16 protein-coding genes are annotated in these 17,095 nt (G+C 65.5%); 10 read left to right on the top strand and 6 right to left on the bottom strand.

Features of this window, described 5'->3' with window-relative positions; genetic code table 11:
* Positions 1 to 2 precede the first annotated feature (2 nt).
* The 5 genes from menB to AB5Y70_RS00940 all read left to right on the top strand — a co-directional run bounded on the left by menB (position 3) and on the right by AB5Y70_RS00940 (position 7,182).
* On the top strand, positions 3 to 851 hold the full coding sequence (gene menB / locus AB5Y70_RS00920; RefSeq protein WP_010672740.1) for a 1,4-dihydroxy-2-naphthoyl-CoA synthase: 849 nt from the start codon (positions 3 to 5) through the stop codon (positions 849 to 851).
* Positions 851 to 1,780 (top strand): o-succinylbenzoate synthase, encoded by a 930-nt coding sequence (menC, locus tag AB5Y70_RS00925; protein ID WP_043154014.1) that lies wholly within the window; start codon positions 851 to 853, stop codon positions 1,778 to 1,780. Before menB ends, menC begins: the two co-directional genes overlap by 1 nt.
* Before the next feature lie 3 nt (positions 1,781 to 1,783).
* A complete protein-coding gene (menE, locus tag AB5Y70_RS00930) occupies positions 1,784 to 3,184 on the top strand; it encodes an o-succinylbenzoate--CoA ligase (protein WP_043154016.1) in 1,401 nt (466 codons plus the stop codon).
* 176 nt (positions 3,185 to 3,360) lie between these two features.
* Positions 3,361 to 6,108 carry a collagenase gene (locus tag AB5Y70_RS00935; protein WP_043154018.1) on the top strand — a complete coding sequence of 916 codons (2,748 nt, stop codon included), beginning with the start codon at positions 3,361 to 3,363 and terminating at the stop codon, positions 6,106 to 6,108.
* A 156-nt stretch (positions 6,109 to 6,264) separates the two neighbouring features.
* Complete coding sequence (locus AB5Y70_RS00940) at positions 6,265 to 7,182, top strand: vancomycin high temperature exclusion protein (RefSeq protein ID WP_043154021.1); 918 nt, start codon at positions 6,265 to 6,267, stop codon at positions 7,180 to 7,182.
* A gap of 48 nt (positions 7,183 to 7,230) precedes the next feature.
* On the opposite strand, the gene AB5Y70_RS00945 is transcribed toward AB5Y70_RS00940, so the two are convergent.
* On the bottom strand, positions 7,231 to 7,845 hold the full coding sequence (locus AB5Y70_RS00945) for a superoxide dismutase (protein ID WP_042880836.1): 615 nt from the start codon (positions 7,843 to 7,845) through the stop codon (positions 7,231 to 7,233).
* 23 nt (positions 7,846 to 7,868) lie between these two features.
* Entirely contained in the window at positions 7,869 to 8,294 is a 426-nt protein-coding gene (locus tag AB5Y70_RS00950) for a hypothetical protein (protein WP_029313599.1), read from the bottom strand.
* A gap of 305 nt (positions 8,295 to 8,599) precedes the next feature.
* Between AB5Y70_RS00950 and AB5Y70_RS00955 the strand changes: the two genes are divergently transcribed.
* Together AB5Y70_RS00955 and AB5Y70_RS00960 are read left to right on the top strand one after the other, a co-directional pair.
* Positions 8,600 to 9,511 carry a triacylglycerol lipase gene (locus tag AB5Y70_RS00955; protein WP_039039783.1) on the top strand — a complete coding sequence of 304 codons (912 nt, stop codon included), beginning with the start codon at positions 8,600 to 8,602 and terminating at the stop codon, positions 9,509 to 9,511.
* Positions 9,508 to 10,248, top strand: coding sequence for a lipase secretion chaperone (locus AB5Y70_RS00960; protein WP_043154022.1), 741 nt, complete (start codon positions 9,508 to 9,510; stop codon positions 10,246 to 10,248). Before AB5Y70_RS00955 ends, AB5Y70_RS00960 begins: the two co-directional genes overlap by 4 nt.
* 54 nt (positions 10,249 to 10,302) lie before the next feature.
* Here AB5Y70_RS00960 and AB5Y70_RS00965 read toward each other — a convergent pair whose 3' ends face one another.
* From AB5Y70_RS00965 to sgrR, 3 genes are read right to left on the bottom strand one after another with little or no spacing between them, the layout of a single operon-like run.
* The gene (locus AB5Y70_RS00965; protein ID WP_010672732.1) at positions 10,303 to 11,016 is read right to left on the bottom strand and encodes a hypothetical protein; all 714 of its coding nucleotides are present in this window, start codon (positions 11,014 to 11,016) and stop codon (positions 10,303 to 10,305) included.
* 30 nt (positions 11,017 to 11,046) lie between these two features.
* On the bottom strand, positions 11,047 to 11,442 hold the full coding sequence (locus AB5Y70_RS00970; RefSeq protein ID WP_010672731.1) for a thioesterase family protein: 396 nt from the start codon (positions 11,440 to 11,442) through the stop codon (positions 11,047 to 11,049).
* A 35-nt stretch (positions 11,443 to 11,477) separates the two neighbouring features.
* Complete coding sequence (gene sgrR, locus AB5Y70_RS00975) at positions 11,478 to 13,232, bottom strand: HTH-type transcriptional regulator SgrR (protein ID WP_043154024.1); 1,755 nt, start codon at positions 13,230 to 13,232, stop codon at positions 11,478 to 11,480.
* 100 nt (positions 13,233 to 13,332) lie between these two features.
* Here sgrR and AB5Y70_RS00980 point away from each other — a divergent pair, with 100 nt between their 5' ends.
* From AB5Y70_RS00980 to AB5Y70_RS00990, 3 genes are all read left to right on the top strand, one after another.
* A complete protein-coding gene (locus AB5Y70_RS00980) occupies positions 13,333 to 13,509 on the top strand; it encodes a hypothetical protein (protein ID WP_102948915.1) in 177 nt (58 codons plus the stop codon).
* A 139-nt stretch (positions 13,510 to 13,648) separates the two neighbouring features.
* Positions 13,649 to 14,917, top strand: a complete 1,269-nt coding sequence (locus AB5Y70_RS00985; RefSeq protein ID WP_102948916.1) for an O-acetylhomoserine aminocarboxypropyltransferase/cysteine synthase family protein — start codon at positions 13,649 to 13,651, stop codon at positions 14,915 to 14,917.
* A 108-nt stretch (positions 14,918 to 15,025) separates the two neighbouring features.
* Positions 15,026 to 15,655: a glutathione S-transferase family protein gene (locus AB5Y70_RS00990; RefSeq protein ID WP_193758877.1), complete on the top strand. Its 630-nt coding sequence runs from the start codon at positions 15,026 to 15,028 to the stop codon at positions 15,653 to 15,655.
* Positions 15,656 to 15,779: 124 nt separating this feature from the next.
* Here AB5Y70_RS00990 and AB5Y70_RS00995 read toward each other — a convergent pair whose 3' ends face one another.
* Positions 15,780 to 16,955, bottom strand: a complete 1,176-nt coding sequence (locus AB5Y70_RS00995; protein WP_102948918.1) for an iron-containing alcohol dehydrogenase — start codon at positions 16,953 to 16,955, stop codon at positions 15,780 to 15,782.
* Positions 16,956 to 17,095 lie beyond the last annotated feature (140 nt).

Consider the following 17,095-nt stretch of genomic DNA (forward strand, 5'->3'; position numbering starts at 1 on the left):
CAATGACGGAAGCCGAGCTCTATGCCCCTGTCGAGTGGCACGACTGCTCCGCCGGTTACGAGGACATCCTCTATCACAAGTCCCCAGAGGGCATTGCCAAGATCACCATCAACCGTCCCCAGGTGCGCAACGCCTTCCGCCCCCGCACCGTGAAAGAGATGCTGCAAGCCCTGGCCGATGCCCGCTACGACGACAAGGTCGGCTCCATCATCCTCACCGGCTTTGGCGAGAAGGCCTTCTGCGCCGGCGGCGACCAGAAGATCCGCGGCGACTACGGTGGCTACAAGGACGATGAAGGCACCCATCACCTCAACGTGCTCGACTTCCAGCGTGACATCCGTACCTGCCCCAAACCCGTGGTGGCCATGGTGGCTGGCTACGCCGTCGGTGGCGGCCACGTGCTGCACATGATGTGCGACCTGACCATCGCCGCCGACAACGCCCAGTTCGGCCAGACCGGCCCCAAGGTGGGCTCCTTCGACGGCGGCTGGGGCGCCTCCTACATGGCCCGCATCGTCGGCCAGAAGAAGGCTCGGGAGATCTGGTTCCTCTGCCGCCTCTACGACGCCAAACAGGCCCTCGACATGGGGCTGGTCAACACCGTCGTGCCCCTGGCCGAGCTGGAGCGTGAAACCGTGCGCTGGTGCCGCGAGATGCTGCAACACAGCCCCATGGCCCTGCGCTGCCTGAAGGCGGCCCTCAACGCCGACTGCGACGGCCAGGCCGGTTTGCAGGAGCTGGCAGGCAATGCCACCATGCTGTTCTACATGACCGAAGAGGGTCAGGAAGGGCGCAACGCATTCAACGAGAAACGCCGTCCCGACTTCTCCAAATACAAGCGGAATCCCTGATGACACTCGCCCTCTACCGCTACCAACTGCCCTTTACCCAGCCCCTGGCCTTTCATGGTCAGTTGCAGGTAGCGCGCGAGGGCCTGCTGGTACGCATCGATGATGGCTGGGGGGAGATAGCCCCCCTGCCAGGATTTTCCACAGAGACCCTGGCCGACGCCCAGGCCGAGGCCCTCGACTGTCTGGCGCAGCTGGCGCGGGGACAGACCCCGACACCACAGCTGCCCTCGGTGCAGTTCGGGCTCGACTGCGCCCGTCGTAGCTGGCCCGAGCAGGGTGCCCCCCTGCCCGAGCCCTATCCGCTGATCCAGGGCTCCCCCCAGGAGCTGCTCAAGAACTGGAAGCAGTGGCTGCACGAGACCCCCCTCAAGGCCAAGCTGAAGGTAGCCCGCTACCCCATGCGCGACGAGCTGGCGCTGATCCGGCTGCTGCTCGATCGGCGCCCCAATCTCAAACTGGTCCTGGACGCCAACCAGGGCTGGACCCGCGAGGAGGCCTGGGCCTTCTGCGGCCACCTGGATCCGAATCGCATCGAATACCTCGAAGATCTGTGCGCCGACTTCGAGGACATCGCCTTCGTCGCCAGCCGCACCGGCATGCCGGTGGCGCTGGACGAACTGCTGGCCCAGGGCAAGCCCTGGGAGCCCATCCCGCAACTACGCGCCCTGGTGCTCAAGCCGACCCTGCTCGGCGCCCTGGCCAACAGCGAAGCCCTGGTGGCCCGCGCTCGCGAACTGAAGCTCAAGGTGATCGTCTCCTCCTGTTTCGAGTCCGGTCTCGGCCTCGGCCAGCTCGCCCGTCTCGCGGGGGAGTGGGCGCCGGATCAGGCCCCTGGCCTCGATACCCGCCGCTGGCTGGCCAGGGATCTGCTGGACAAGCAGGGGCAACCCGATCCGGGCAGGATGGACCCCCTGTTTCACCGTGACTGACCCATGGTGACCCGTCAGATCCCACGGCAGGAAACCTGCCCGGTACGACGCTGGGCGACACTGGCCCCTCATCGCATTGCCATCCACAGCGGGGAGCCTCTTAGCTACCAGCGCCTCGACCTGCGCCTCAACAGCCTGTGCAATCAGCTCGCCCGGGCCGGGCTGGAACGGGGAGATCATCTCGCCGCCGTGGTGCGCGGCGCCCTGGAGGATGTGTTGCTGGCCTGGGCCTGCGTGCGCAGCGGCATCGTCTTCTGCCCCCTCAATCCCGCCTTTCCGGCAACCAGACACAGCATACTGGCGAGCCAGCTCGAGGCCCGGGCATTCTGGTCGGCAGGCGAGATCCCGGCGGGCGACTGGCAAGCCCTCAGCCTCGACTTCACGGGCGAGCTGGCCGCAGATGGGGAGTCCCCGCTGGTACCCGACCAGCCGAACAACATGATCCTCACCTCGGGATCCAGCGGTACCCCCAAGGCGGTGGTCCACCGCCTCGCCAACCACCTGGCCTCGGCCCGGGGTTCCGCCACCCTGATCCCCCTGGACGAAGCCTGCGGCTGGCTGCTCTCCCTGCCACTGTTTCACGTCGGCGGTTACGCCATCCTGTTCCGGGTCTTCCTGGCGGGAGCCGCCCTGGTGCTGGACGATCGCACCCGGCCCCTCAAGGCGCGGCTCGAGGATCAGCCCATCACCCACCTCTCGCTGGTGCCGACCCAGCTCTGGCGCCTGCTGGCACAGGGGTTCGACCCATCCCGCACCCGGGTGCGAGAGCTGCTGCTCGGGGGCGCCGCCATCCCGGCGCCCCTGGTCAACCGGCTGACCGCCCTGGGGCTGGAGCCCAAGGTGAGCTATGGCCTCTCCGAGATGGGCAGCCAGGTCTGCACCGGGCAACCCTGCGCCGCCGGCGTGGTGGGTCGCCCGCTGCCGGGGCGGGAGGTCTGCATCCGCCAGGGGGAGATCTGCGTGCGCGGTGAGACCCTGTTTGCCGGCTACTTCAGGGAGGGCGAGCTGGTGCGCCCCCTCGATGAAGAGGGCTGGTTCCACACCCGGGACAAGGGCCGCCTCACTCCGGGGGGCGATCTGGTGGTGGAGGGGCGGCTCGACAACCTCTTCATCTCGGGAGGGGAGAACATCCAGCCCGAGACCATAGAACAGCGGCTGGTGGATCACCCCGCCGTGGCCCAGGCCCTGGTGGTGCCGGTGCCAAGCGACGAGTGGGGGCATAGGCCCGCCGCCTTCATCGACTGGCACGGCGAACCAGTCCCCCCTGCCGAGCTGGCCGCCTGGATCAGGCTGTCGTTACCTGGCTTTATGGTGCCGGACCAGTGGCATCCCTGGCCGGATCTCGGCGGCAATCTGAAACCCTCCCGCACCCTGCTCGCCCGCAGCTTGCGACAAGAGGAGTGACGCCTCCCCCATATGGGGCGGAGTCCTTGCTATCAACACGGCCCCCTTTGGGGCTGTTTTTATGTTGTTTGCTCCCGAATGCATCATTTCGCTGCGCCATCTGGCCAATTGATATTCCTTTGGAGCCCAATAACCTCTCTGGTCCCCACGCCTCTCCATCCACCAAAGGGATCATGATGAAGCACCTCTCTCCCCGGCTGCTGCTCCTGGCAGCCCCAGGCCTGCTCGCCACTTCGGCGCTGGCCAACTACTCCCCCTCCGACTGGCAACAGTATCAACTCAAAGGCGAATCCAGCCGTCAGCTGGGGGATCGTCTCACCGAAGTGACCTTTGAACTGAGCGCCCGCAGCGGCGACGCCCCTTATCAGCAGTTGAGGGTGTATCGCCGCTTCGACTGGCGCGATGCCAACCTGGCTGCGCTGGCAGAGCAGCAGTGCGGCGAGCCGAAGCTCAAGATCGAGCAGGGCTGGCAGATCCGCTACCTCAGCTGTGAAGAGGTGGTACCGGCCGGCAAGGCCGTCCCGGCCAGCAGCTATGACTATGGCTACGGCATGAAGCAGGGCCGCTGGGAGCCGCTGGCGGGCACCCCGACCGCGCCGCGTCAGGATCGTCTGCCGTTGGCTGAGCGGGTCATCCTGGGTCACAGCGAGCAGGAGCTGGATCGCTGTGAGCTCAACGCCGAAGGTCGCTGCGCCGAGCAGGCATGGCAGTACCAGCCGCAAAACTGGCAGCAATTGAAGGTGCTGGAAGAGACCCCCAATGAACGGGATGGTCGCCTCGAGCAGATCTTCTTCCGCCTGCAGCCCATCGCGGGCAGCCAGGCCGCCAAGCAGGTGAGCGAGCTGCACGTCTGGCGCCAGTACACCTGGTTGCTGGACGAGATCAAGGCCCAACAGGAGTGCGATGAACCCCAGACGCGTCAGGAAGGGGACAAGACCATCAGCTACCGGGTGTGCCGTCAAACCCTGCCCGCTGGCAGCGAAGTGCAGGTGGTCTTGAAGGACACCGGCTATCAATACCCGGTGGGGGGCAGCGAATGGCAGACCCTGCCGGAAACAACCGAGTGGCAGGAGAGCCGGGTGCTCAACCGCCCCATCGTGCTGGCCAGCAAGGAAGAGCAGCTCGACTGTCGCCGTGCCGACGGCCGCGCCTGCTCCGAGCCGGATCTGCCTGGCACCGAGCTGCTGGACGCCGACGCAGCCAAGATAGTGCAGGATGCCAGTGGCCAGCCCGCACCGGTCTGGCAGGAGAACTATGGTCACGATGACACCAAGCTGCTGGCCGTGTCCCGCGGCATCCAGAGCCTGCTGGCGGCCAATCAGCCGGCTCATCCGGCCATGAAGCTGCTGCTGGAATACGTGCGTGCCCACAACTACCACAACTACGGCAAGCACAAGGAAGACGGCCCGGCTGCTGCCGAGGCGCTGGCCGAGGCATTGACGGCACTCGGTGCCCATCCGCTGCTCTTCCCGGAGCAGGCCAGCGACGAAGTAGGCGCCGTCATGGGAGCCTGGAGCATCGCTCTGCACGGTCAGTTCAAGAGCCCGGCAGTGCAGAGCCGCTTTGGCACCCTGCTCGGCGAGTTCAACCAGATGCTGGCCTACAGCACCCGTCATGCCAGCGAGATCAATGGTCAGCACGCCTGGGCGACCGGTCTGTTCGATCTGCTCAACTTCCTCGACTTCGCCAGCGACTACAGCGACCCCTTCGCCAACGACTTCCGCCAGCAGGATGGCGAGCTGCGCAAGCAGCTGCACGCCCTCGGCATGAGCGAACTCGCGTTGTGGCAAGGAAGGGATGGTGCCGATCTGTTCCTGCTCAACAACGTGCTGGATGCCTACACCCGTCTCTACCGGGTCGCCCGCTATACCCGCCCGGACGAGCTCGACGGCTACCGCAAGCTGCTGGATGACTCCGTCATCGCACTGGTTCGCCACCACGACCTGATCCCCGGTGGCCAGCAGAGTCAGGACCTGCTGGAAGACATGTCGCTGACCCTCTCCACCTACTACCTGACCTACACGGACCGCACCAGCGAAGCCTGCATCAGCGGTGACTTCGCCGGGCTCTGCACCCCTGTCCGGGTGGAGGACGTGCTGCCGTTCGAGCATACCTGCTCGCCGACCCTGCGCCTGCGGGCCCAGGATCTGACCATGGCTCAGGCCGAGGGGATCTGCCGTGAACTGGGTGCCGAAGAGCAGCAGTTCCACCAGCAGATGGAGACCGGCTGGCAGCCGGTGGCGGATGATCACAACGAGGCGCTGGAACTGGTGGTCTTCAACTCCTCCGCCGACTGGAAACGCTACGGCAGTGCCCTGTTCGGCGGCGTCTCCACCGACAACGGCGGCATCTACCTCGAAGGGGATCCGGCGCGCCCCGGCAACCAGGCCCGCTTCTTCGCCTACGAGGCGGAGTGGAAGCGCCCAGCGTTCCAGGTGTGGAACCTGCGCCACGAGTACGTGCACTACCTGGACGGCCGCTTCAACCAGTACGGCAGCTTCGGCCACTACCCGCTCAACCGCACCACCTGGTGGTCGGAAGGGCTGGCGGAGTTCATCGCCCACGGCCAGTGCTTCGCCCGCGGTCTGGACAACGTCGCCGGCCGTCCGGCCAGCGATCGTCCGGCCCTGGCCGACATCCTGCATCTGGATTACGACAAGGGCGGCGAGATGGTCTACTCCTGGTCCTACACGGTACACCGCTTCCTGAACGAGACCGGTCGCGGCGCCAGCTGGCTGGCCATGGCCCAGGCCCTGCGCAACCCGGATCAGCAGCAGGCCATGAGTGCCTTCGAAGCCGAGCTGGACCAGCTGATTGCCAATGACAGCGAGGCCTACCAGCAGTGGCTCGGCCGCGAGCTGCTGCCCTGGTGGGAAGCCAACAAGGACTCCGACGAGTGCAAGGCCAACGACTCCTCCCACTGAGGACGAGACGACTATGACAAGGGGCGGCCATGGCCGCCCCTTGTTTATGGCGCCGTTTGATAAGCCCGGGATCCTGGCGCGCGCTGCGACAACCTCTGCCCGAGTGAGCCCCTGCGCCGCCATCAAACCTGACGCGCCACAACAACTTGTAATAGAATGGCCCCCTGTCTTCTCTTACTTCAGACCCGAACCGCACCGCGCATGAAGAAGTTTGCCAAGATCCTGCTCGCCTGCCTCTGCCTGTTGCTGGCCTCCATCGCCGCCCTGCTTGGCTACAGCGAGTGGACCGTCTCGGACGCCCGTCACTACACCTACGACGACGTCAATGCGGTGCCCTACAACCGGGTCGCCCTGGTGCTCGGCACCTCCAAATACCTGATTGGCGGCAGCCCGAACCACTACTTCAAATACCGGATCAAGGCCGCCGCCGAGCTCTACAACAACGGCAAGGTGGACTACATCCTGGTCTCCGGCGACAACGCCACCGTGCAGTACAACGAACCGCGCCAGATGCGGCGGGCCCTGATCCAGGCCGGCATCCCGGCCAGCGCCATCTACAGCGACTACGCAGGGTTTCGGACCCTGGATTCCATCGTGCGTGCCAAGGAGGTGTTCGGTCAGGCCCACTTCACCGTGGTCTCCCAGGCCTTTCACAACGAGCGCGCCATCTTCATCGCCCGCCATTTCGGCATCGAGGCGGTCGGCTTCAACGCCGTGGATCCCAGCGCCTATCAGGGCATCAAGACCCGGGTGCGCGAGGTGTTCGCCCGCCTGATGGGGCTGCTGGACCTCTACGTGCTGGACAAGGGGCCCAAGTTCCTCGGCGAGCCCATCGTCATCGGCGGCCCGGTCCCCTGCCAGGCGTTGAGCACCATAGGGGCGAGCCAGCCCTGCCTGCCCATTGCACCGCCCCCTCATCAGCCGAAGGCCAAGCAGGCAACGGCCGTGAGCGCTGCAACAGCCACCAGTGCGGCGGCTGCAACCAGCGGTGCACCAGCCACCAGCGCAGCCGTGCCGAGCGAAGCAACACCCGTGGATAATCCGGCTGCCAGCAGCGCGCCGACCCCTCAATAGCAGAGACCCGCCAACAGGCGGGTCTCTTTCATCAGGTGAAATGAGGCGTCAGGCCAGCGCCGCCACGTAACGCCGTGCCACCTCGTCCCAGTCGATCACGTTGTAAAACGCGGCTATGTAGTCGGGACGCTTGTTCTGGTACTTGAGGTAGTAGGCATGCTCCCACACATCCAGCCCGAGTATGGGGGTGAGCCCCTCCATCAGGGGGCTGTCCTGGTTCGCGCTGCTCACCACCTGCAACTTGCCGCGCCCATCGACCACCAGCCAGGCCCAGCCGCTGCCAAAACGGCTCAACGCCGCCTGGGTAAAGGCCTGTCTGAAGGATTCCAGCCCACCCAGATCCCGCTCGATCGCTGCGGCCAGCTCGCCGTCCGGCTCGCCGCCGCCCTGCGGACTCATCACCTGCCAGAACAGGCTGTGGTTGGCGTGACCGCCGCCGTGATTGCGCACCGCCCCCTGCACCTGGGCCGGCAGGCTGTCGATACGGGCAAGCAATGCCTCCAGCGGCAGGGCAGCCAGCTCCGGCAGATCGGCCAGGGCGGCATTGAGGTTGTTGATGTAGGTCTGATGGTGACGGCTGTGATGGATCTCCATGGTCTTTGCATCGATATGGGGTTCCAGCGCGTCATAAGCGTAAGGAAGGGCTGGCAGGGTATGGCTCATGTTCATTGTCTCTCCTGTTGGGCTCAATGCAGTTGATGGGCAGAGCCGGTCTGACACAGACATTGACCCAGGCTGCGCTGGATGCCGTCGTGATGACCGTGTTTGCCCAGAAAGGCGAGCAGCTCGGTACGGGTGCTGCGGGCGTGGCGAACAGCCGCCTCCCGCAGGGCAGCGGAACTGGTGGGGGACTGGCTGGTGGCCAGCAGGCAATCATGGATGTGACACAGCAGGTCGGCGGCCCGATCCGGCAGGGTCATGGCCACCAGCAGATCCGCCAGGTTGTGATGGGCCACCACCAGGGCCGCCACCGCTTCGTCGGCATCATGCCAGTCGGCAAACTGCTGGCGGGCAAGCCACAGCGCCTGCTGATAGCAGTCGAGCGCCCTGGCGTACTCCCCCGCATCGAAATGACGGTTGCCACTCAGGGTCTGCGCCTTCCAGTGCGCCATGCTGCTGTCCGCTCCGGTGGTACCGACCCACCCCTTCACCCAGGTTCCCGTCATGACTCGACCACTCAAATGATAATAATTATTATTTAACTTATTTGATGGGCAGACACAAGGAATAGTTGGTGCCGCCTTTTTTGCCCATATGGGTAGGGTTTTTCTGCAATCCCCGGTTTAGTGATCCCATCCACAGATACATTTGAGTTCAGCCACCATGCTGCCGGTACTGGCATGAGGCCAGTGGCTGCCCGGTGACGACCCCCGGTGACGACCAGAATGCAGCCGGTTTTTTCACAAGGACGGTGAAGATGAAAAGATGGCTATTGATGCTGTTGTGCGCCCTGCCCATGCTGGGTCAGGGGGCCGGTTATACCCAGACCCGCTACCCCATAGTGCTGGTGCACGGTCTGTTCGGTTTCGACAAGCTGCTCGGTGTCGATTACTTCTACGGCATCCCCCAGGCCCTGACCCGGGATGGCGCCAAGGTTTACGTGGCCCAGGTCTCCGCCACCCAGAGCTCGGAGCTGCGCGGTGAACAGCTGCTCAAGCAGGTGCAGCAGGTGCTCGCCATCACGGGGGCGGAGAAGGTGAACCTCATCGGCCACTCTCACGGTGGCCCCACCATCCGCTACGTCGCTTCGGTCGCCCCCGAGCTGGTCGCTTCCGCCACCAGCGTGGGCGGGGTCAACCATGGCTCTGAGATTGCCGACCTGGTGCGGGCCAAGGTGACGCCGGGCTCGGCGGCCGAAGGTCTGGCGGTGGCCGCCGCCTCGGCCCTGTCCGGGGTCATCTCGCTGCTCTCCGGGGGCAGCCAGCTGCCGCAGGATCCCCTCGCCGCCCTCGACGCCCTCACCAGCACCGGCGCCCAGCGCTTCAACCAGCGCTATCCGGAAGGGCTGCCGAGCCAGCATTGCGGCGAAGGGCCCATGCAGGCCGCCAACGGGGTCTACTACTTTTCCTGGAGCGGACGCGGCACCATGACCAACATCCTGGATCCGGTGGATCCGGCGCTGGCGCTGACCGGCAGCTTCTTCAAGGAGCCCAGTGACGGCCTGGTCGGGGTATGCAGCAGCCACCTCGGCAAGGTGATCGGTACCCACTACCGCATGAACCATCTGGACGAGGTGAACCAGTCGTTCGGCATTCGCCACCTGTTCGAGACCGACCCGGTCAACCTCTATCGCCAGCACGCCAACCGCCTGCAGAGGCTGGGACTATGAACAGGGCATGGCTGATGGCTGCTCCGCTGGCGGTGGCCCTGCTGCTGGGGGGCTGGCAGTATTGGCCCTCCGCTGACGCAACCGCCCCTTCGCCGCAACATGCCGGGCCCGCTTCCCCTCTGGTCAGGCAGACCGCACCGCCGTCGGATAAGTCCTCGCTGCAGGCCCGCCATGAAGCCTTTCTCGCGGCCGAGGGCAGCCTGACGGTGCCGACGGATCCGCGCCTGGCCAGCTTGCAGAAGCTGTTCGACGAGCGCGAACAGTTGCGCAGGCAGCGCTTCACCCCGGTCGAGCAGGAGCAGCTGTTTGCCGAGGACAGGCTGATGGAGCAGTGGACCCTGCGCCGCAAGGCGCTGGCGGAGTCCAGTGATGCCGACAAGCCGCTGCTGGCGAGCGAGCTGGAGCTCTGGCTGGCGGAGCAGCCCCAGTGGTTTCGGGAGGCGGAGGCCAACAGCCGCCTGCTCGGCGATCTGCAGGCTCTGGAGCAACTCCCCGCAGCAGGGCGTGACGCCGCACTGCGCGAACAGTTGGGACCGGAGGCGGCAGACCGGTTGCACCAGCTGGCAGAGAGCCAGCAGGCGTTCGAGCAGCAGCTGGCCGGCTATCTGGCCGAGATCAGGCCCCTGCCTGCCGAGGCCCGGGTCAGCCAGCAGCCGGAGATCCTGGCACGCTGGTTCGAGCCCGGTCAGTGGCGACGGGTGGAGGCCCTCACCCGGCTCACCCTGGGCGAGCAGTAACCGGCATGAAAAAGGGGCCCGCAAGTGGGCCCCCATTCTTTGACGCTGCCGCCCTTACTGCGGCTTGTTGGCACCCGGCAGCGGCTGCCAGGTGAGGCGAGTCACCCGGTTGCCCTGCACCTCGCAGGTGAGGCAGAGATCCTGCCACCCCTTCTCCTGGCGCAGGGAGACCTCTCCCTTGATGCCCTCTGCACTCCTCTTGAGTTTGGCCGGCTCGAAGGTCACCTTGTCACCTCCGGCAAGCGCCATCAGCTTGCCATTGCAGAGCCACTGGGCGAGCTCGGCCCCCTTGAGCTTGACGCCCCCCTTGTCAGCCTTCTCCTCGGCGGTGCTCGGTGCAAACAACCCGCCCAGCTCGGCCGCCCGTCTGGTCAGCCAGGCTTCCCGCTGCTGCATGCTCATCTTGCTGACAAACTCCGCAGGCTGCCCCTTGTCGTCCAGCCATTGGGTCAGCTTGCCACTGTCATCGAAGGCGAACTGAGCGGCGGGCTCCTTCACCCCGAACAGCTTGCCGCCCTTGAAGTAGTAACGGCTCTCCCCTTCCTGTTTGCCCTGCTCGTTCAGGATGGGCACGGCGATGATGACGGGCGTGCCGTCGACCCAGGCCTTGATGTCAACGCCATCGTGGCTGAACAAGCGGGTATCGAGGGCGCTGTCGGCCCCCTTCTCCATCAGGGTGAACTGCTCGGCCAGGGAGGCGGCGAATGAAGGCAGGGAGCAGAGTCCCAGTCCCAAGCCGAGGCTCAGGGCGATCGCGGTTGTGCGCATAAGTGTCCTGTGGTGGGCCAGAAGGCCGGATTAACTCTCTACCAGCCAGACCCTCAGTCCCTCCCGGTGAGCCTCGCTCAAAGGGATGGACTGCCGGGTCCGGTAGTCAAAATGGATCAGGGTCGTCTCGGCGGTCACCGCCAGCTCGCCGCCCTGCCAGGCTTCCTGCCAGAGCGTGAAGGAGCTGGTACCGATACGCCGTACGCCGGTCTTGATCGACACCATCTGGCCATAGAACAGCTCCCGTTTGAATTGCACCGTGTAGCCCGCGATGATCAGATGCCAGTCATGCACATCCAGCTCGGGCGAGAAGAGGCGAAACAGGGGATCACGGGCCGATTCAAACCAGACCGCCGGCACCGTGTTGTTGATGTGGCCGAGGGCGTCCGTCTCTTGAAAACGGGGTTGGATCTGCATTTCCAGCATGGATGTCGACTCCTTGTCGTAGGACCGCGCACAGGCTAGCGCGCCAACCCGTCCGACTCAAGCGTCCCTGCCTGGGGGTGAGAGCCACCGCCGGTTTCCGGCTCCTGCGCCACCTGCTCGGGCTTTAACCAGGCGCTGCGAAAATCGAACCAGCCGAGGGCCGTCATGCGCACGCCGTGCACGCCGACCCGGCTCTCCAGCTCCAGCCAGTGGTGAAACAGCGGCACGAACCAGCTCTGGCGCTGCACCTCGGCCAGCAGGGCGCGGGGGCCGGGCTCTTCACCATGGGCGCGCCACTGCGTCAATCCCTGCCACAGGGCCTGCTGGCCGCCCCACACCCGGCGCAGCAAGGGGGTGCCCTGAAGCCAGGCGTAAGGGGCGAAGGCGTGCTCATGCTCCAGGTTGAGGGTGCCGAACCAGAGATCCACATCTTCATCCTCCCCGCTCACCCAGCGGCCGTAGTCCAGGGTACGCACCTCGAGCTGGATCCCCTGATCTGCCAGCAGGCTGCTCATGGCGCTGGCGCACTCGTTGAACTCCAGATGCTGGTTGAAGCAGGCCAGTACCAGCCGCGCTGGCAGGCTGACCGGACCGGGCTCGGGAAGAGGCAGGCTCTCGCGCCAGTGGGGCAGGAGGCCCAGTGCGCTGGTCCAGCCCCGCTGCAGCTCGGGTGCCACCCGGGCCATCAGGGCGATGGGGTTGAGCAGCCGGGTCAGCCACTGGCGCAGGGCCGGGTCCTGCAGGGGGACCGATCTGTCGTCCTGCAGCAGGAAGTAGCAGCCCGACTCGAGTTCGGACTCCCCGCGCATGGAACCAAGCTCCGGGGTGTCGCTGCCCAGCCTGACGTGGCTCTCCAGCCGTTCCGCCAGCTCCGGCAGCATCCAGATGTCGATCTCGTCGAGCAGGGCCCGCAGCCCGAAATAGTCGTCAAATGCTTCGAGGCACAGGTGCAGGGGGTCGTTGGCGCTCACCCGATAGGGGCCGGTGCCCACCGGCTGCAGGGCGAAATTCGCCTCCCCCTTGAGCTCCCGCGGCAGGATGGCCGCCACCGGCTCGGCCAGCAGGTGCGGCAGCAGAGGATCCGGGCTGTCGAGATGGATGTCCAGGGTGCGCGGCCAGCGGCTCTCCAACCGTGCCAGATGGGAGAACAACGGGCGATCCCGCAAGGCCTGCAGGCTCTCCATCACATCCTCCACCACCAGTTCGCGGCCATGGTGAAAGCGCACCACGGGGCGCAGATAGAAGCGCCAGTGACAGGGGGCCAGACACTCCCAGTGGTGGGCGAGATCCCCCTCTATTTCCCCATTTTCCTCGTTTCGCCGGGTCAGACCGTTGAAGATCTGGCGGCTCAGGTGAATTTCGGAGCGGCGCAAGGGCGCGGTGGGCAACAGACCGGGCAGGGGCCGGTAGTAGGGCACCCTCAGGATCTGGCGCCCCTCCCGGGTGGCCTGGCCGAGCTGCTCGATGAGCAGCGGGGTGAGCAGATCCAGGCGATCTTCGGCCAGCCGCACCGCCTGCGCCAGCTGGCCCTGACTCAGCAGATCCCGCAATCGGCGCCGGGTCAGGCTCTCCTGGTTGTCCAGCAGGGTGAGGCGGGAGCGCCGCCCCCGCCCTGCCTCTGCCGTCCAGCAAAGCCAGCCCTGCCCTTCCATGCGGCGCAGCAGCAGGCGTGCATTGCGCGTGGTGCAGCAGAGCAGATCCGCCACCTCGGCGAGGCTGATCTCCCGCTCATCGCAGCCAAGCTGCTGGGTGAGCCGTTGAAATTGCTGATAAAGGCGGGTGGTAGGCATAAAAGAGGAAATCCTGTCTCTGAAAGTCATCAGTTTTTACTTCCGCATTTTAGCTCAATACTGCTGGCGAACGTGAGAACCACAGCACAGGAGCACCATCATGAGCCACGCCAACCCCCTCAAACCGAACCGGATCCAGCAAACCCTTCGTCGCTACTTCCTGAGGATCCTGCCCCACCCTCTGACGCTGGTCGAAGATCCCATGGTGCAGCTCAACCGCCTGATGCAGTGGGATATGCACCAGATAGACGACAGGGAGTATCGCCGCCGTCTCTGAGGTCGCCGTCACAGACGCCATCCGGTCACCGCCATCCCCCGGCATTGCTTTGCCGGAATGGGTGGTTTACATCGGCGCCAGGACTGCTAAATTGGACGTCTATCCATCCATAATGGTGACATCCAACAAGGAGTGTGTGATGAAAGATGCGACCCTGGCCCTGCACCACGGCTTTGCCAACGACCCCACCACCAAGGCCGTTGCCGTGCCCATCTACCAGACGGTGGCCTACGAGTTCGAGAGCGCCCAGCACGGGGCGGACTTGTTCAATCTGGCGGTGCCGGGCAACATCTACACCCGCATCATGAACCCCACCAACGATGTGCTGGAGCAGCGGATGGCCGCCCTTGAAGGGGGGATCGCCGCCCTGGTGGTCTCGGCAGGTTCCGCCGCCATCACCTACGCCATCCAGGCGCTGACCGCAGCCGGTGACAACATCGTCTCCACCCCCCAGCTCTATGGCGGCACCTACACCCTGTTCGCCCACATGCTGCCAAGTTTCGGGGTCGAGGTACGCTTCGCCAAGGATGACAGCGCCGAGGCCATCGCCGCCCTCATCGATGACAAGACCAAGGCGGTCTATTGCGAGAGCATCGGCAACCCGGCGGGCAACATCGTCGACATCGCCGCCCTGGCCAAGGCCGCCCACGCCCGCGGCGTGCCGCTCATCGTCGACAACACGGTCGCCACTCCGGTCTTGTGCAAACCCATCGAACACGGCGCCGACATCGTGGTGCACAGCCTGACCAAATATGTCGGCGGCCACGGCAACTCCCTGGGGGGCGTCATCGTCGACTCGGGCAAGTTCCCCTGGGCGGATCACGCCGAGCGCTTCCCCCAGCTGACCCAACCCGAGCCTTCTTATCACGGGGTGGTCTACACCGAGGCCTTCGGCCCGGCTGCCTTCATCGGCCGGGTGCGCACCGTGCCGCTGCGCAATACCGGCGCGGCGCTGGCGCCGATGAACGCCTTCCTGCTGCTGCAAGGGCTGGAAACCCTGAGCCTGCGCATGGAGCGCCACGTGGACAACGCTCTGCGGGTGGCCCACCACCTCAAGCACCACCCCAAGGTGGCCTGGGTCAGCTACGCCGGTCTGCCGGGTCACCCCCACTACCCGCTGGCGGAGAAGTACATGGCCGGTCGCCCCTCGGCCATCCTCTCTTTCGGCCTGAAGGACGGCTACGAGGCGGGTGTGCGCTTCTACGATGCCCTCAAGATCTTCAAGCGGCTGGTCAACATCGGCGACGCCAAGTCCCTGGCCTGCCACCCCGCCTCCACCACCCATCGCCAGTTGAGCGAAGAGGAGCAGGCCAAGGCAGGAGTGAAACCTGAGATGATCCGGCTGTCGGTGGGGATCGAAGCCATCGAGGACATACTGGCGGACCTGGATCAGGCGCTGGAGGCCTGAGTCAATCGGCGAAGGAGCGGGCACCACGCCCGCTCTTTTTCATCCATCAGTGAACCTGCTGCCGGGGCGCTGCGTATCACCGCCTTCCGTCACTGCGTCGAGGTTTCCATGATAGTCCTGCACCACCTGAACAAATCCCGCTCCCAGCGCATCATCTGGCTGCTTGAAGAGCTGGGCCTGCCCTACCAGATCAAGGCCTACCAGCGCGATGCCGCCACCTTTCTGGCGCCGCCCGAGCTCAAGGCCGTCCACCCCCTCGGCAAGTCGCCGGTCATCGAGTTTGACGGGCGGGTGCTGGCGGAATCCGGTGCCATCACAGAGTACCTGATCGCCCGCCGCGCCCCGGACCGGCTGGCACCGGCCGCCGACAGCCCGGAGTATCCCGAATACCTGCAGTGGCTCCACTTCGCCGAGAGCTCCGGCATTCTGCCGCTGCTGCTCGACATGTTCGTGCGCAAGGATGGCAGCCCGATGCGCTTCCTGCCGGACTACGCCAAAGCCGAGTGCGCCAAGGTGCTGGGTTATCTCGATGAGGTGCTGGCAAACCGCCGTTACCTGGTGGCCGATCGCCTCACCGGCGCCGACATCCTGAACTCCTTCCTGGTGGATCTGCTGGCCCAGAGCGGCCAGCTGGCCCAGTTCCCGCACCTTGAGGCCTACTGGCAGCGACTCAATACCCATCCGGCACGCCAGAAGGCGGCGGCGCTGGAGCGCGAGCTGGACCGCAGCGCCGAATAAACGGCGGTGCCCCGGTGACACCCTGCAAAACGCCCCGATGATCGGGGCGTTCTCTTTTCCGTTGGCCAGCCGGTGATCAGAGGGCGAGGGAAAGGATCCGCGCCACTATGGTTGCCAGGATGACTTACAGCGCGTGGGAAAGGATCCTGGCTACCTTGTCGGGGTCGATGTCCTGCTGCTCACCGAGGGCGGTCAGGCCGAACAGCTTGAGGTTGGAACAGATCCCCGGGATGCAGCGCGCATCCAGGCCATAGTCGGCGAGACGGGTACCCACCCCCATCTGCTGGAAGAACTGCTCGGTGCGGATGATCGCCTCCTCGATACGCAGTGCCTTGTCCTCGCGGCTGGAGTGCCATACTCGCTCGGCGAACTGGGCCAGCTTCTCCTGCTTCTGGGCCGATTGCTCGCGCAGCAGGGAGGGCAGCACCACCGCCAGACTCTGGGCATGATCCAGCCCATGCAGGGCGGTGAGCTGGTGACCGATGGCGTGGGTGGACCAGTCCTGGGGCACGCCGCGACCGATGAGGCCGTTGAGGGCCAGGCTGGCCGCCCACATCAGGTTGGCGCGCACCTGGTAGTTGGTGGGCTCCGCCAGCGCGCGCGGGCCGTTGTCCACCAGCACCTGCAGCAGCCCCTCCGCCAGCCGGTCCTGCACCTCGCCCCCCACCGGGAAGGTGAGGTACTGCTCGAGGATGTGGACGAAGGCATCCACCACGCCATTGCCCACCTGGCGCGGCGGCAGGCTGTAGGTGGTGGCGGGATCCAGCACCGCAAACACCGGTTGCACCAGCGGATTGTAGAAGGAGAGCTTGGCCTCCCCCCGGCTCACCACGGCGGCGGGGTTGCTCTCCGAACCGGTGGCCGGCAGGGTCAGCACACAGCCGAGCGGCAGCGCCCCCTTGATGGGGGCCTTGTCCCGCAGGATCTCCCAGGGATCGTCCCCCTCGAAGCAGGCCGCGGCGGCCACGAACTTGGTGCCATCCACCACGGAACCGCCACCCACCGCCAGCAGGAAGTCGATACGCTCGCGCTTGACCAGATCCACCGCCTCCATCAGCTGGTCGTACTGGGGGTTGGCGCCGATGCCGGGAAACTCCAGCCACTCCCGGCCCGCCAGCGCCTGGGTCAACTGCTCATAGACCCCGTTCTGCTTGATGCTGCCACCCCCGTAGAGCACCAGCAGACGGCTGCCGACCGGGATCAGCTCCGACAGAGTGGCTATCTGGCCTTCACCAAAGCAGATGCGAGTGGGATTGGCATATTGGAAGTTGTACACGGCAGAGCCCTCGGTTGATTGCATGCCGGGGAATTGTGCGCCTGCCGTGCCATCAGGTCAAAACCGGGAGCCTGTCGTCAAAAATACGATGCCAGCCTGCCGATGCCGGGCGCTCCTGCCCGGCTTTGCTATGGTGATAGCGGGCAGACGAGTTCGTCGCCCCC

Origin of the sequence: Aeromonas sp. s1(2024) (genome assembly GCF_040908005.1) — a bacterium.
Taxonomy (GTDB): domain Bacteria; phylum Pseudomonadota; class Gammaproteobacteria; order Enterobacterales; family Aeromonadaceae; genus Aeromonas; species Aeromonas caviae.